Annotated in this window: 10 protein-coding genes; 7 read left to right on the top strand and 3 right to left on the bottom strand. The window is 71.9% G+C overall.

The window, feature by feature from the left end:
- Positions 1 to 14: 14 nt before the first annotated feature.
- Together DWB77_RS32255 and DWB77_RS32250 are read left to right on the top strand one after the other, a co-directional pair.
- The gene (locus DWB77_RS32255; protein ID WP_120725609.1) at positions 15 to 473 is read left to right on the top strand and encodes a MarR family winged helix-turn-helix transcriptional regulator; all 459 of its coding nucleotides are present in this window, start codon (positions 15 to 17) and stop codon (positions 471 to 473) included.
- A gap of 186 nt (positions 474 to 659) precedes the next feature.
- Positions 660 to 2,057: a Gfo/Idh/MocA family protein gene (locus DWB77_RS32250; RefSeq protein ID WP_120725607.1), complete on the top strand. Its 1,398-nt coding sequence runs from the start codon at positions 660 to 662 to the stop codon at positions 2,055 to 2,057.
- 56 nt (positions 2,058 to 2,113) lie between these two features.
- On the opposite strand, the gene DWB77_RS32245 is transcribed toward DWB77_RS32250, so the two are convergent.
- The gene (locus tag DWB77_RS32245) at positions 2,114 to 3,721 is read right to left on the bottom strand and encodes a peptide-N4-asparagine amidase (RefSeq protein ID WP_342778010.1); all 1,608 of its coding nucleotides are present in this window, start codon (positions 3,719 to 3,721) and stop codon (positions 2,114 to 2,116) included.
- Positions 3,722 to 3,882: 161 nt separating this feature from the next.
- Here DWB77_RS32245 and DWB77_RS32240 point away from each other — a divergent pair, with 161 nt between their 5' ends.
- Together DWB77_RS32240 and DWB77_RS32235 are read left to right on the top strand one after the other, a co-directional pair.
- The gene (locus tag DWB77_RS32240) at positions 3,883 to 5,685 is read left to right on the top strand and encodes an ABC transporter transmembrane domain-containing protein (RefSeq protein WP_120725602.1); all 1,803 of its coding nucleotides are present in this window, start codon (positions 3,883 to 3,885) and stop codon (positions 5,683 to 5,685) included.
- The gene (locus DWB77_RS32235) at positions 5,682 to 7,463 is read left to right on the top strand and encodes an ABC transporter ATP-binding protein (protein ID WP_120725600.1); all 1,782 of its coding nucleotides are present in this window, start codon (positions 5,682 to 5,684) and stop codon (positions 7,461 to 7,463) included. Before DWB77_RS32240 ends, DWB77_RS32235 begins: the two co-directional genes overlap by 4 nt.
- Positions 7,464 to 8,080: 617 nt before the next feature.
- Here DWB77_RS32235 and DWB77_RS32230 read toward each other — a convergent pair.
- Positions 8,081 to 8,872 carry a metal-dependent hydrolase gene (locus DWB77_RS32230; protein WP_120725598.1) on the bottom strand — a complete coding sequence of 264 codons (792 nt, stop codon included), beginning with the start codon at positions 8,870 to 8,872 and terminating at the stop codon, positions 8,081 to 8,083.
- A gap of 95 nt (positions 8,873 to 8,967) precedes the next feature.
- Between DWB77_RS32230 and DWB77_RS32225 the strand changes: the two genes are divergently transcribed.
- Genes DWB77_RS32225 through DWB77_RS32215 form a run of 3 tightly spaced genes read left to right on the top strand, consistent with a single transcriptional unit; the run spans position 8,968 to position 12,980 of the window.
- Positions 8,968 to 11,541 carry a DEAD/DEAH box helicase gene (locus DWB77_RS32225; protein ID WP_120725596.1) on the top strand — a complete coding sequence of 858 codons (2,574 nt, stop codon included), beginning with the start codon at positions 8,968 to 8,970 and terminating at the stop codon, positions 11,539 to 11,541.
- A gap of 36 nt (positions 11,542 to 11,577) precedes the next feature.
- A complete protein-coding gene (locus DWB77_RS32220; RefSeq protein ID WP_120725594.1) occupies positions 11,578 to 12,459 on the top strand; it encodes an acyl-CoA thioesterase in 882 nt (293 codons plus the stop codon).
- 32 nt (positions 12,460 to 12,491) lie between these two features.
- Complete coding sequence (locus DWB77_RS32215) at positions 12,492 to 12,980, top strand: glutathione peroxidase (RefSeq protein WP_120725592.1); 489 nt, start codon at positions 12,492 to 12,494, stop codon at positions 12,978 to 12,980.
- 60 nt (positions 12,981 to 13,040) lie between these two features.
- On the opposite strand, the gene DWB77_RS32210 is transcribed toward DWB77_RS32215, so the two are convergent.
- Positions 13,041 to 14,816 (bottom strand): DUF4157 domain-containing protein, encoded by a 1,776-nt coding sequence (locus DWB77_RS32210; RefSeq protein ID WP_120725590.1) that lies wholly within the window; start codon positions 14,814 to 14,816, stop codon positions 13,041 to 13,043.
- Between the last annotated feature and the right edge of the window lie 3 nt (positions 14,817 to 14,819).

Here is a 14,819-nt window from a genome sequence, read left to right as displayed (position 1 = left end):
GTTATTGTTCCCGTATGCAGCCTCCCATTTCCCGGGCCCCCGACGCCGACGGCCTGCTCGCCGAGCAGTTGCTGCGGCTGACCCGCCGACTGCACCGGATCCAGAAGCAGCACCTGGAGCCGGTGGGCATCACACCCGCCCAGTCCCGGCTGCTGCGCACGGTCGCCCACTGGCCCGAGCCCCCTCGCATGGCCGATCTGGCCGCGCGCCTGGAAGTCGTGCCGCGCGCCGTGACCAGCCTGGTCGACGCCCTGGAGGAGAGCGGGGACGTGCGCCGGGTGCCCGATCCGACCAATCGCCGCGTGATCCGGATCGAGCTCACCGACACGGGCCGCGCCACCTTGCGCGCACTGCGCGGCGCACGCCGGGGCGCCGCGGAGGAGATCCTGGCTCCCCTGACGACCGATCAGCGCGACGCGCTCGGCGGCCTGTTGACGGCCCTGTTGGACGGATCCCCGGAGAGCCGCTGCTGACGCACGGCGGCCGACACGAGCGGCCGTCCTCCCGATGAAGCGTCGTCGGGCGTTCCTCGGCCGGTATCAAGAGACCGGCGGCGCTCTGGCGCGACCCTCGCCCCACCTTCACGGTCGCAACCCGGGTTCGGCGAAAGTCGCGCAGACGTCAGGCCATGGAATTCCTGTAGCTCACCAGGAGGCTCGATGAACGACGCACGTCCCGAACACCACGACGTCAGCCGGCGCTCCGTGCTGCGGACCGCCGGCGCGGCCGGTGCCGGGCTCGGTCTCGGGGCGTTCGGCCACCCCGCCGAGGCGGCGCAGGAGCCGGTGGAGGACGGGCCGCGGCGGCAGGGCAGCACCATGATCGGGGTGCCGTTCCAGCGGCGTTCGACCGTGCGCGTCGCGATGATCGGCCTCGGCAACCGCGGTGGCGCGATGATCGATCTGTATCTGGCCGTGCCGGGCGTCACGGTGGTGGCCCTGTGCGATCCGGTGAAGGCGAAGGCCGAGCGCGCCGCCGCCAAGGTCACCGCCGCCGGGCAGCCGGCGCCCGCCGTCTACGTCCACGGCGAGCACGACTACGAGGAGCTCCTCAAGCGCGGCGACATCGACTTCGCGCATGTGGCGACGGGCTGGGACTCCCACTTCGAGATCGCCAAGTCGGCCCTCCTGAACGGAGTTCACGTCGGGGTGGAGTGTCCCCTCGCACTCGGGCTCGACCAGCTGTGGGAGCTGGTGGACCTCTCCGAACGGACCCGCAGGCACTGCATGCAGTTGGAGAACTGCTGCTACGGGCGCAACGAACTGCGGGTCCTGCGCATGGCGCATGCCGGCAAGTTCGGGGATCTGCTGCACGGGGCGGGCGCGTACAACCACGACCTGCGCTCGATGATGTTCGACCCCGCCGCCTACGAAGGCCCCTGGCGCAGGCTCTGGCACACCCGGTTGCGCGGCGACCTCTACCCCAACCACGGCTTCGGTCCCGTCGCCAACTACATGGACCTCAACCGGGGTGACCGGGCGGTGAGCATCGTCAGCGTAGGCTCGCCCTCGCTCGGCCTGGCGCAGTACCGGGCCGCCCACATGCCCGAGGGCGACCCGAGCTGGAAGGAGACGTACATCGGGAGCGATCGCACGATCAGCCTGGTGACGACCGCGAAGGGCCGGGTGATCCGCCTGGAGCACGACGTGTCGACGCCCCACCCCTACAGCCGGATCAACAGCCTGGGCGGGACCAAGGGCCTCTTCGAGGACTATCCCGAACGGATCTATCTGGAGGCAGACCACCGCGACGACACGTGGGGCGACTTCTCGAAGTACGCCGAGTGGGACCACTGGTTGTGGAAGGAGCACGCCAACCCGCCCGGCGCGCACGGCGGGATGGACTACATGCTGGTGTTCCGGCTGATGCAGTGCATGCGGCTGGGCCTGGTGCCCGACTTCGACGTCTACGACGCGGCGACCTGGACCTCGCCGGTCCCGCTCAGCCATCTCTCGATCAAGGAGCGGGGCCTGCCGCAGCAGATCCCCGACTTCACCCGGGGCGAGTGGCGCAAATCCCGTCCGGGGATGGACTCCGAAAAGCCCGCCGAGGCCTGAGACCGCGTCCGGCCCCGGCCCCCGCGCGGGGGCCGGGGCCGGGGCCGGACGGTGGTTCAGCAGCGCCGGACGTCCTGGGTCAGGGCGCCCTGTGCCGTCTTCAGGCTCCGGTCGTAGCAGCCGTCCGAGCCGTACAAGCGGTAGCGCTCGGCGGAGGTGCCGGTGGCGTGCCGCTGCTCGCGCGGCACGTTCATGGTCCAGGAGGCGTCACCGCGATAGGTGTCGTCGAGGTGGGAGAAGGCGGTGGGGCGCGCGCCGCGCAGGGTCACGGAGTCCGCGCGGTCCCCGAGGGTGATGGCGGTGCGCAGCCGGCTGTCCGCGCCGATGGTGGTCGTGCCGTCCATCGTGTACGTACGGTGGTCGCGGACGGTCAGCGCGGGGCCCCGGCCGGATGTCGTGACGCTCTGGTCGTCGCGCCAACTCCCCTTCAGGGCATCGACGTTCTCGCCCTCGGTCCAGCGGTGCGTCGAGTCGGACGTCACCGAGCGGTCCACCGTCGTGGTGACGCGGCCGTGCGAGGTGTCGAGGTATCCGGCCGTGGTGAGCCGGTGCTCGCTGGTGGCGTCGAGCCGCAGCTCGGCCGAACTCGGTTTGTAGCTGGTCGAGTTGACCGGCGCCGACTCCTCGTGGCGGCTCAGCGCGCCGGTGACGACCTTGCTCGCCTTGTCCTGCCAGATGAGGAGGTTGGTGGGCGTGGACCAGCCGTCCTGCCCGGCGGGAACCCCGGCCACGGACACCTCGACCTGGTGCGGGCGGCCGTCGTTGAGCAGGGCCGCGTACGGCGTCAGGTCGTACTCGACGGGCTTCACGTCGAAGGCGCGGGGTGCGGGCAGGACGTACCAGAGGAAGGGGTTGGACCAGCCTCCCGTCCATACGGTGGGGAACGGCGCGGCGATGCCCGCGAGTTGGCCGTCGACCCTGACCTGCACCTCCCGGTTGGGGCCGGCGGGCGCCTTGCAGGAGTACGGGGCGGGGTCGGGGACCGCCAGATACCAGAACTCCTCGCAGCCGCCGCCCGATCCGGTCGCGTACACCTCGGCGACGACGCGCTCGGCGTTGCGGGGCGTGGTCACCCGCGGGGTGTCGAGGGGAAGCACCGTATCGGGGGTCACGGCGGGCTGGGTGCGCCCTTCGGCGGCGTAGAAGGTGAGGGTGACCTTGACGTCGATGACCCCGGTGTAGGTGTCGTTCACGGTGTTGCCGATGAGCATCTCGACGGGCTGGGCGGAGCGGAAGGTGGCGCTGTAGCGCGTGACGTCCTTCTCTACGTTCCAGGCGATGCCGTCCACGGAGGGCTCCGGCGTGGAGGTGCGCAGCACCTCGGTCCCGCCCACGTGGAGATAGCCGAGCCGGTCGTACTGGCGCCCCTTGACCGTGCCGTCGAGGCGGAGCACCACCTTGCTCCACCGGTCGCCGCAGCCCTTGGGCGGGGTGTAACTCCCCTTGTAGGGCGTGAAGTCGCGGAACTGGGCCTCGGCGAGGGTGACCCGACAGGACGTGGTGTGCGGGGTCGTCACCGGGGGCGCCGCGGTCAGCGGGTCGTGCCAGTCGGTGCCGAACTCGGCGGGCGGGGTGTCGGCGGCCGCGGCCGGGCCCGCGCCGAGCACCAGACCGGCGGCCAGGGTCAGGCCGCCGAGCATGGACATGATCCTTCGTCGTCTCATGGACCAGGAGTGAAGCGCGAGCGCGGCCGGGACGCCAGACCCGGTGGGTGAGCAATGGCGGGTTCTGGGCCCCAACGCGGAAAAATCGATTGAAATCCACGGGCACGAAGGGCGAACCTTGCACGGCTCCAGCCATTCGACGCGAGGAAGCCCGGGACGCCATGCAGATTCGCGATCTTCCGTACTCGGACCCGGGCGAGCCGGATGTCCGCTCGGGTCCCCGCTTCCTGTACTGGCTGGCGCGCAACCAGCTCGGCGGCCAGCTCAAGGCGCTCGGCTGGGGCCTGCTCCAGCAGTGCGGCATCGCCGGGCTGCCCCTGACCGTCGGCCTGGCGGTGCAGGCGGCCGTCGACCGCTCGGGCGACCGGCTCGCGTTCGCCGCCGCGCTCAATGTGCTGCTCGGCGTGGCCATCGCGGTCGGCGAGACGATGCTGCACCGCACCGCGGTCACCAACTGGATCACCGCGGCCGCCCGGGTCCAGCAGTTGCTCGCGCGCAAGACGGCCGAACTCGGCTCGGTGCTCACCCGCCGGGTCGCGGCCGGCGAGGTGGTGGCGGTCTCCACCGGTGACGTCGAGAAGATCGGATGGTTCGTCGAGGCGCTCTCCCGGTTCGCGGCGTCGGCCGGCGCGCTGGTGGTCATCTGCGTCGGGCTGTTGATCTACCAGCCCGCGCTCGGCGTCGTCGTCGCCATCGCCTTGCCCGTACTCGCCCTGGCCGTCCTGCCGTTGCTTCCGCGCGCCACCAAGCGCGCCGACCTCCAGCGCGAAAGGGCGGGCCGGGCAACGGAGTTGGCGTCCGACACGGTCGCGGGGCTGCGGGTGCTGCGGGGCATCGGCGGCGAGGACCTCTTCCTCGGCCGCTACCGCGAAGCCTCCCAGGAGGTGCGCCGGGCGGCCGTGCACAGCGCCCGCATGTGGTCGCTGATCTCGGCGGTCCAGGTGCTGCTTCCGGGGCTGCTGCTCATCACGGTGGTCCTGTACGGCGCGCGCCTCGCGCTCGACGGGCGGATCGCGGTGGGTGAACTGGTCACCGTGTACAGCGCGGTGACGCTGATGCTGTTCCCCTTGCAGCACTTCGAGGAGATCGCGATGGCGTACTCCTTCTCGCGGCCCTCCGCGAAGCGGGCGGCCCGGGTGCTCGCGCTCCAGCGGGTCACCGACCCGGCCGGGACGGACACGGGGGTGCCGTCCGGGCCACGAGCGGCTCTGCCGTCCGGTGATCTCTACGACCCGGCGACCGGGCTGCTCGCACCTCAGGGCCGGTTCACGGCCGTGGTGTGCGGCGACCCGGACGCCGCCGGGAGGCTCGCGGACCGGCTCGGCGGACACGCCGCCGAGCCGGGCGGGCTGCCCTCGGTGCTGCTCGGCTCGGTCGCCCTCGACGGGCTGGCGCTCGAGCGCGCCCGTACCGCCGTCCTCGTCCAGGACAAGGACCCGGTGCTGCTCTCCGGCACGCTGCGGGAACTGCTCGACGTGCCGTCGTCGGGGCAGGTCGAGGCGGCCGACGCGCTCGCGGCGGCGTGCTGCGAGGACGTGCTGGAAGCGCTCACGCAGGCGTCGGTGCACCATGACGGCGACCCGATGGACACCCGGATCACCGAGCGCGGCCGGTCGCTCTCGGGCGGCCAGCGCCAACGCCTGGCGCTGGCGCGGTCGTTGGTCGTCGACCCCGAGGTGCTCGTGCTCGACGAGCCGACCTCGGCGGTCGACTCGCACACCGAGGCGAAGGTCGCGGAGGGCATCAAGCGACTGCGGGCCGGGCGGACCACGGTGGTGTTCACCTCGTCGCCGCTCCTCCTCGACCTGGCCGAACGGATCGTGTTCGTGCACGAGGGCGAGGTCACGTCGGTTGGCGTGCACCGCGAACTGGTGCGCACCGACGCCCGCTACCGCGCGGTCGTCACCCGTGAGACCGACGAGGAGCAGGCGCAGGCCCTGGAGAAAGTGGAGGAGTCGGCATGATCGGCGTGGCAGCACCGCAGTACGACCCGGCGGCCCCCGAGTCGGCCACCACCCTGCCGGTGGGCACCCCGGCGACCGTCCGCGCGTACATACGGGAGCTCTTGCGGCGCCACCGCGGGGCGTTCGCGATCCTGATCGGGACCAACGCCGTCGCCGTCATCGCGTCGATGGTGGGCCCCTACCTCCTGGGCGGCGTCGTCGAGGACCTCTCCGCGGGGGCGCGCGACCTCCAACTGGGGCGCGTGGCCGCCCTGTTCGCGACGGCGCTGGTCGTGCAGACGGTGTTCGTACGGATCGTCCGGCTGCGCGGCGGCATGCTGGGCGAGGAGATGCTGGCCGATCTGCGCGAGGACTTCCTGGTGCGGTCGGTCGGGCTGCCGCCGAGCGTACTCGAACGGGCCGGCACGGGCGACCTGTTGTCCCGGATCACCACGGACGTCGATCGCCTGGCCAACGCGATGCGCGAGGCCGTGCCCCAGCTCGCCATCGGCGTGGTGTGGGCGGCGCTGCTCCTTGGCGCCCTCGGCGTCACGGCCCCGCCGCTCGCCCTCGCGGTGCTCGTCGCGCTGCCGGTCCTGGTGACCGGGTGCCGCTGGTACTTTCGGCGGGCCCCGGCCGCCTACCGCTCGGAGGCCGCCGGGTACGCGGCGGTCGCCTCCGTGCTGACCGAGACGGTCGACGCGGGGCGCACGGTCGAGGCACACCGGCTGGGCGCGCGGCGGATCGCGCTCTCGGACCGGCGGATCCGGGAGTGGACGGCGTGGGAGCGGTACACCCTGTTCCTGCGCTCGGTGCTCTTCCCCGTGGTGAGCGTCACCCATATGACGATCATGGTGTCGGTGCTGACGCTCGGCGGGGTCTTCGTCCTCAAGGACTGGATCACGGTCGGCGAGCTCACCACGGGGGCGCTGCTGGCCCAGATGCTGGTCGAGCCGGTCGGGCTGATCCTGCGCTGGTACGACGAGCTCCAGGTGGCGCAGGTCTCGATCGGCCGTCTGGTCGGGGTCCGCGACATCGAGCCGGACGCGGGGGACGCGGGCGTACGCCCCTCGGGCCGGCACGTCGAGGCGGACGCGGTCCGCTTCGGCTACCGCGAGGGCGTGGACGTCCTGCACGAGGTGTCGCTCTCGGTGGCCCCAGGCACCCGGGTCGCCCTGGTCGGTCCTTCCGGGGCGGGCAAGTCGACGCTGGGCCGGCTGCTCGCCGGGATCTACGCGCCGCGCCGGGGCAGCGTCACGCTCGGCGCGGCGGAGCTCTCGCGGATGCCGGCGGAGCGGGTGCGCGAGCAGGTGGCCCTGGTCAACCAGGAGCACCACGTCTTCGTGGGCTCGCTGCGCGACAACCTGCTCCTGGCCCGCACGGGCGCCGACGACGCCGAACTCTGGGCGGCGCTCGGGGCGGTCGACGCGGACGGGTGGGCGCGGGGGCTGGACGACGGCCTCGACACGGAGGTGGGCTCGGGCGGCCTCGCCCTCACCCCCGCGCAGGCCCAGCAGATCGCGCTGGCCCGTCTGGTCCTGGCCGACCCGCACACGCTGGTCCTGGACGAGGCGACGTCCCTGCTCGACCCCCGGGCCGCCCGCCACCTGGAACGCTCCCTGGCCCGCGTCCTGGACGGCCGCACGGTGGTCGCGATCGCCCACCGCCTGCACACCGCGCACGACGCGGATGTGATCGCGGTGGTGGAGCGGGGGCGGATCGCGGAGCTGGGCAGCCATGAGGAGCTGGTGGCGGCGGGGGGCGCGTACGCCGCGCTCTGGCGATCCTGGCACGGCTAGCCTGCGGCGCGGGGGGGCTCGGCACCCCGGTGCGGGGCGGGGTGGTCTCAACAACCCGGGGTGCCCCCGGCCCCCCTGTACGTCTGTACGCCGCGGACCGTGCGTGGCTGGCCGCGCAGTTCCCCGCGCCCCTGGGGGTGCCATCCCTCCCGGCGCTGCGGCGAGGGTTCTGCCGGTACGCCTCACACCGCGGACCGTGCGTCGCTGACCGCGCAGTTCCCCGCGCCCCTGGGGGTGCCATCCCTCCCGGCGCTGCGGCGAGGGTTCTGCCGGTACGCCTCTCACCATGGACCGTGCGTGGCTGAGCGCGCAGTTCCCCGCGCCCCTTCAGGGCGCTGCCCCCGGCCGGCGTCTTCAGGACTCGGCAAACCCCGCACAGCACACCCCCTAGGGGCGCGAGGAACTGCGCGAGCAACCACGCACGATCGACCGCCAAAGCCACACAGCAGGCCCCCCTAGGGGCGCGGGGAACTGCGCGCTCAGCCACGCACGGTCGTCCGACAAAAACGCACGGCGGCACCCCCCAGGGGCGCGGGGAACTGCGCGGATGGTCGTGTGCGGCGGGGGCGGATCCCCCGGAGGGTTGAGGGAAGGGGCGGGGTGGGGGCAGCGCAGGGTCAGATGACGTTCAGGGCGCCCGCCGCCCCCAGACCCCCCAGCACCATGAACACCGGCATCAGAACCTTCAGCTCCACCCAGCTCCCGGCACGGAACCGCATCGCCTTCGGCGGCCCCACGGGCGCCCACCGCTTGCGGCCCAGCGGAATGGGCCACAGGATCGGGCACCCCGAGACCGTCAGGGCGTCACCGATGTCGTGCACGAGCGCGCCGAGAATGATCGGCAGACCCAGCCACAGGTACTCCTGGCCGGGCCCGGTGAAGAGCCAGTCCGAGCCGTTGCCCGGCTTGTCGAGGACGCCCGCGAGGATCCACGCGCTGGTCCCGCCGAGCAGCCACACCAGCACGTCGCTGGAGACCCGCGCGGCCCGCCACAGCAGGCCTTCCACGGCGAGCACCAGATGCACGAAGAGGATCGCGAGGACCGCCCAGCGCCCGCCGAACACCGCCGCCGCCGAGGCGCCCGCCCCGATCAGAACGGCCCAGAGCCAGGTGTGGGTCAGGGTGCGGTGGCCGCCGTTGCGGCGGGGGTCGCCGGGGCCCCGGGTCGCCTTGTAGACCGCGTGCGACAGCTCGTCCACGATGCCGCAGAGGCCTTTGGAGATCGGCCCGAAGGCGCGCGAGATGGTCGCCGACTTGTGGTCGAGGTCGGGCGCGAGGGCCGCGCCTGCCGTGATGAGGGCGCCCACGGCGAGCACCGGCCACGGCATGGGGTGTCCGGCGGCGGCAGCGGCGGCGCCCACCCCGAGCCAGGAAGCGGCCCCCGACAGTGAGTGCGCTGGTCCCATCATGGCCGTGCCCCGCCCCATTCCTCTTGCTCGTACGCCCCGTTGACGCCCCGTTGACGGCTCGTCCGCGGACGGGCCGAGCCGGCAGCCTACCCGTCATGATCTTGGCGCCGGTGGCCGGTTCCCGCTTACGGTCCCGCGCCAGGCAAGATGGGGTCGTGACCCTTATCGATCAGCTGCCGCCGAGTGCCGACCCCGATGCCCTTTTCGAGGCCTTCTCCACCTGGGCCGAGGACCAGGGCATCACCCTGTACCCGGCCCAGGAGGAGGCGCTGATCGAGGTCGTCTCGGGGGCCAACGTCATTCTGTCCACCCCGACCGGCTCGGGAAAGAGCCTGGTGGCGGCGGGTGCGCACTTCGCGGCGCTGGCCCGGGACGAGGTGACCTTCTACACCGCGCCGATCAAGGCGCTGGTCTCGGAGAAGTTCTTCGACCTGTGCAAGCTGTTCGGCACCGAGAACGTCGGCATGCTCACCGGTGACGCCTCCGTCAACGCGGACGCGCCCGTCATCTGCTGCACCGCCGAGGTGCTCGCCTCCATCGCGCTGCGCGACGGCAAGCACGCCGACATCGGCCAGGTCGTGATGGACGAGTTCCACTTCTACGCCGAGGCCGACCGCGGCTGGGCCTGGCAGATCCCGATCCTGGAGCTCCCCCAGGCGCAGTTCGTCCTGATGTCGGCCACCCTCGGCGACGTCTCGATGTTCGAGAAGGACTTGACGCGCCGCACCGGCCGTGAGACCACCGTGGTCCGCTCGGCGACCCGGCCCGTGCCGCTCTCGTACGAGTACGTCACGACGCCCATCACGGAGACGCTGACCGAGCTGCTCGAAACCAAGCAGTCGCCGGTCTACATCGTGCACTTCACGCAGGCGCAGGCGGTCGAGCGGGCGCAGTCGCTCATGTCGATCAACATGTGTACGCGCGAGGAGAAGGACAAGATCGCCGACCTGATCGGCAACTTCCGCTTCACCACCAAGTTCGGCCAGAACCTGTCCCGTTACGTGCGCCACGGCATCGGCGTCCACCACGCGGGCATGCTGCCCAAGTACCGCCGCCTGGTCGAAAAGCTCGCCCAGGCAGGCCTGTTGAAGGTCATCTGCGGTACGGACACGCTCGGCGTCGGCGTCAACGTCCCCATTCGCACGGTGCTGTTCACGGCCCTGACGAAGTACGACGGCACCCGGGTGCGCACCCTGCGGGCCCGTGAGTTCCACCAGATCGCGGGGCGCGCGGGCCGGGCCGGCTTCGACACGGCGGGCTATGTCGTCGCGCAGGCGCCCGAGCACGTCATCGAGAACGAGAAGGCGCTCGCCAAGGCCGGCGACGACCCGAAGAAGCGCCGCAAGGTGGTCCGCAAGAAGGCCCCCGAGGGCTTCGTGGCCTGGTCGGACACCACCTTCGAGAAGCTGATCGGCTCCGAGCCCGAGCCGCTGACCTCCCGTTTCCGGGTCACCAACATCATGCTGCTCTCGGTGATCGCCCGGCCGGGCAACGCCTTCGAGGCGATGCGGCACCTCCTGGAGGACAACCACGAGCCGCGCAAGGCGCAGCTGCGGCACATCCGCCGGGCCATCGCGATCTACCGCTCGCTGCTCGACGGCGGCGTGGTGGAGCAGCTGGACACCCCCGACGCCGAGGGCCGCACGATCCGGCTCACCGTCGACCTCCAGCAGGACTTCGCCCTGAACCAGCCGCTCTCCACCTTCGCGCTGGCCGCCTTCGACCTCCTCGACCCGGAGTCGCCCTCCTACGCGCTCGACATGGTCTCGGTCGTCGAGTCGACGCTCGACGACCCGCGGCAGATCCTCGCCGCGATGCAGAACAAGGCGCGCGGCGAGGCCGTCGGGCAGATGAAGGCGGACGGCGTCGAGTACGAGGAGCGCATGGAGCGCCTCCAGGACATCTCGTACCCGAAGCCGCTGGAGGAGCTGCTCTGGCACGCGTACAACGTCTACAAGACGTCGCACCCCTGGGTCGGCGACCACCCGGTGTCGCCGAAGTCCGTCATCCGCGACATGTACGAACGGGCGCTCACCTTCACGGAGTTCACCTCCTGGTACGAGCTCGCGCGTACCGAGGGCATCGTCCTGCGCTATCTGGCGAGCGCGTACAAGGCGCTGGACCACACCATCCCCGACGACCTGAAGACCGAGGACCTGGAAGACCTCATCGCCTGGCTCGGTGAGATGGTCCGCCAGGTCGACTCCAGCCTCCTGGACGAGTGGGAGCAGCTCGCCAACCCGGAGGTGCAGACCGCCGAGGAGGCGCAGGAGAAGGCCGACGAGGTCAAGCCGGTCACGGCCAACGCCCGCGCCTTCCGGGTCCTGGTGCGCAACGCGATGTTCCGCCGGGTGGAGCTCGCGGCCCTGGACAACCTCACCGCGCTCGGCGAGCTGGACGCGGAGTCCGGCTGGGACGCGGACGCCTGGGGCGAGGCGATGGACAAGTACTGGGACGAGTACGACGACCTCGGCACCGGGCCCGACGCCCGCGGCCCCAAGCTCCTGTCCATCGAGGAGGACGCGGCGCACGGCCTGTGGCGCGTCCGCCAGACGTTCGCCGACCCCAACGGCGACCATGGCTGGGGCATCAGCGCGGAGGTCGATCTGGCGGCCTCCGACGAGGAGGGCCGCGCGGTGCTGCGCGTCACCGACGTCGGCGAGCTCTGACCCCCACTCCCCCCGTTCCGAAAGGACCGCGACCCCATGACCAACCCGGCGGAGAGACTCGTCGACCTCCTCGACCTGGAGCAGATCGAGGTCAACATCTTCCGCGGCCGCAGCCCCGAGGAGTCCCTCCAGCGGGTCTTCGGCGGCCAGGTCGCGGGCCAGGCCCTGGTCGCGGCCGGGCGCACCACGGACGGCGAGCGCCCGGTGCACTCGCTGCACGCCTACTTCCTGCGGCCGGGCCGTCCCGGCGTGCCGATCGTCTACCAGGTGGAGCGGGTCCGCGACGGGCGGTCCTTCACCACCCGGCGGGTCACCGCGGTGCAGCAGGGCCGCACGATCTTCAACCTGACGGCGTCGTTCCACCGTCCGGAGCCCGGCAGCATCGAGCACCAGCTGCCGCCGCGCCTGGACTTCCCCGAGCCGGAGTCGCTGCCCACGGTCACCGAGGAGATCCGCGCGCACCTGGGGGCGCTGCCGGAGGCCCTGGAGCGGATGGCGCGCCGCCAGCCGTTCGACATCCGGTACGTGGACCGGCTGCGCTGGACGCCCAAGGAGATCGAGGGCGCGGATCCGCGCAGCGCGGTGTGGATGCGCGCGGTGGGCCCGCTCGGCGACGACCCGCTGGTGCACACCTGCGCGTTGACGTACGCCAGCGACATGACGCTGCTCGACGCGGTGCGCATCCCGGTCGAGCCGCTGTGGGGTCCGCGCGGCTTCGACATGGCCTCCCTCGACCACGCCATGTGGTTCCACCGCCCCTTCCGCGCCGACGAGTGGTTCCTGTACGACCAGGAGTCCCCGGTCTCGACGGGCGGGCGGGGCCTCGCCCGGGGCCGGATCTACAACCGCGCGGGCGAACTGCTGGTGTCGGTGGTCCAGGAAGGCCTCTTCCGCCCCCTCACCCTGTCCGGCGACTGATCAACTCACCTTTTTCCAGAAGGAGTTACCGAATGAGCCTGTACGACATTCCGCTGCGCACCCTGACCGGCCAGGCGACCTCGCTCGCCGAGTACAAGGGCCGGGCCGTGCTCCTGGTCAATGTGGCGTCCCAGTGCGGACTGACCCCGCAGTACGCCGGCTTGGAGCGCCTTCAGCAGCAGTACGGCGAGCGCGGCCTGACCGTGCTCGGCGTGCCGTGCAACCAGTTCGGCGGCCAGGAGCCCGGCACCGCCGAGGAGATCGGCACGTTCTGCTCGGCGACGTACGGCGTGACCTTCCCGCTCCTGGAGAAGACCGATGTGAACGGCGAGAACCGGCACCCGCTCTACGCGGAGCTGACGAAGACCACCGACGCCGAGGGTGAGGCCGGCGACATCCAGTGGAACTTCGAGAAGTTCCTGATCTCCCCGCAGGGCGAGGTGGCGGCCCGCGTCCGCCCGCGCACCGAGCCCGAGGCCCCCGAGGTCGTGGCGCTCATCGAGGCCAACCTGCCCGCCTGACCCGGTCCGCGGCAGCACGGCGCTCCGCCCTCACCCGAGGACGGAGCGCCTCGCCGCGTCTCACGCCAGGATCTGCACCCAGGGGCTCATGAGGCGGTACGGCGTCCCCGCGGCGATGCGCTGGCGCTGCATCCCGGTGCGGATGCCGCCGTCGGCATGGACCACGTCCTGGGTGCCGGAGGGCACGAAGTAGGTGCGCCCGTTGGCGACGACCAGGCCCCAGTACTGGTAGTGCGTCAGCGTCAGATAGACGCGCTTCTGTATGTAGTCGAGGACGACCTTGGTGTTGTGCTCGGAGTTGGAGCCGGTTCCCGTGTACTCGGCGAAGCCACGGGGGAACCCGGCGGCGTTCAGGGTCGAGGACCCCGTGCCCGCCTGGGAGTGGGCGCGGTAGTGGTCGTGCAGGCCCTGGCTCTCCGCCGGGACCTGGGCGCGGAAGGCCTCGGGGCCGCCGGAGTGGTCTGCGCCGGTGGAGGGCAGTCGGCCCGAGTCGTCCTGGTGCCAACTCCTGAGCGTGCCCGGCTCGTTCGGCGTCGCGTCCCTGCGGGTGAGCTGGTCCGGTGTCCGCTCGTCGAGCAGGGTGCCGCTCTCCAGCTGGAACCGCACGTCGAAGATCAGGTTCGTCAGCGGCCGGGGCAACAGCTCCTTGGCCATGCCCCAGGTCAGCTGCTTGAGGGGGTCGTTGCCGGTGCGGCCGGTGGTCTCCTGCGCCTCCTGGGCCCGCTCTCCGAGCCCCTGGCCGAATTCGTCCCACATCTCGTCGTCGTTCGCCCAGACGCCCTCCTTGCCGCCGGGCAGGCTCTGGTGCTGGTAGCCGCCCTGGGGCTCCACCGCGTACCGGGTGTTCTTGTTGGCCCGCAGCTCCGCGGGCACATCGGTGGCGATGACGTCCTGGATCGCCGCGACGAGGGCGTCCAGCTCAACTGCCCCGTTTCCGGTGGGAGTTCGCAGCGCCTTCGCCAGGCCCTTGAGCCGCTTGCCGCCGTCCTGGGCGTACGCGACGGCCAGTTGGTAGTCGTCCACGACGACCATCCGGTAGTACTCGCCGATCTGTTGCCGCGTCAGGTCGTTCTTGTCCGCGACGTTCTTGGCGCTCGCGTATCCGTCGAGGGTGACCGTGATGGCGCGTTGCACCGCCGGCTGGGCGGGGGCGCTCTGGACCGGAGCCGACCGGTCGGCGCCGGAGTCGGCGGCCGGGGGCGCGGACTGCCGGCTGGAGCCGCCCGACATCACCCGGGTGGCGTTGGCCTCCGCCTCGCGCTCGAACCGGTCGGAGGGGTCGGAGACCTTGAGCCCCGAGCCGTTGTCGGTCCCCGCGACGGGGCCCTGGCGCTGCTGGATGACATGCGTCAACTCGTGGGCCAGCGTGTGCTTGTCGGCCCCGCCGTCGCCGATGACGACATGGCTGCCCGAGGTGTAGGCGCGGGCGCCGACCTCGGCGGCCGAGGCCTTGGCGGCGGCGTCGTTGTGGATGCGTACGTCGGAGAAGTCCGCGCCGAGCCGCGCCTCCATGTCGCCCCGGGTCGCCTCGTCCAGGGGGCGGCCGCTGCCGCGCAGGACGTCGTGCACGGCGGACCGCTGCACCGCGGGCTGCTGGGCCGGGTGGCCGCAGCCGGCACCGTGCTGGTGCTCGTCCCGCTCCCCCGTGTGACCGGCCTGGCGGAGCAGTTGCAGAACGGCCGCGTTCCCGGCGGAGTGCTGTAGTGCGCGCAGGCCCTGCGGCGGTGCGGCACCCTTGGCCGCGGGCTTGTCCGCCGGGCCGCGCCCGTGGGCGGCGTCGACCCTTCTGGCATCGTCATGGTCGTGCACGGAGCCTCTTCCTGCGCTGGAAAACATCCC

The sequence above is a fragment of the Streptomyces hundungensis genome, from assembly GCF_003627815.1.
GTDB lineage: Bacteria > Actinomycetota > Actinomycetes > Streptomycetales > Streptomycetaceae > Streptomyces > Streptomyces hundungensis_A.
The sequence above is the reverse complement of the archived record's forward strand: the minus strand, read 5'-3'. Positions and strand labels throughout refer to the sequence as shown.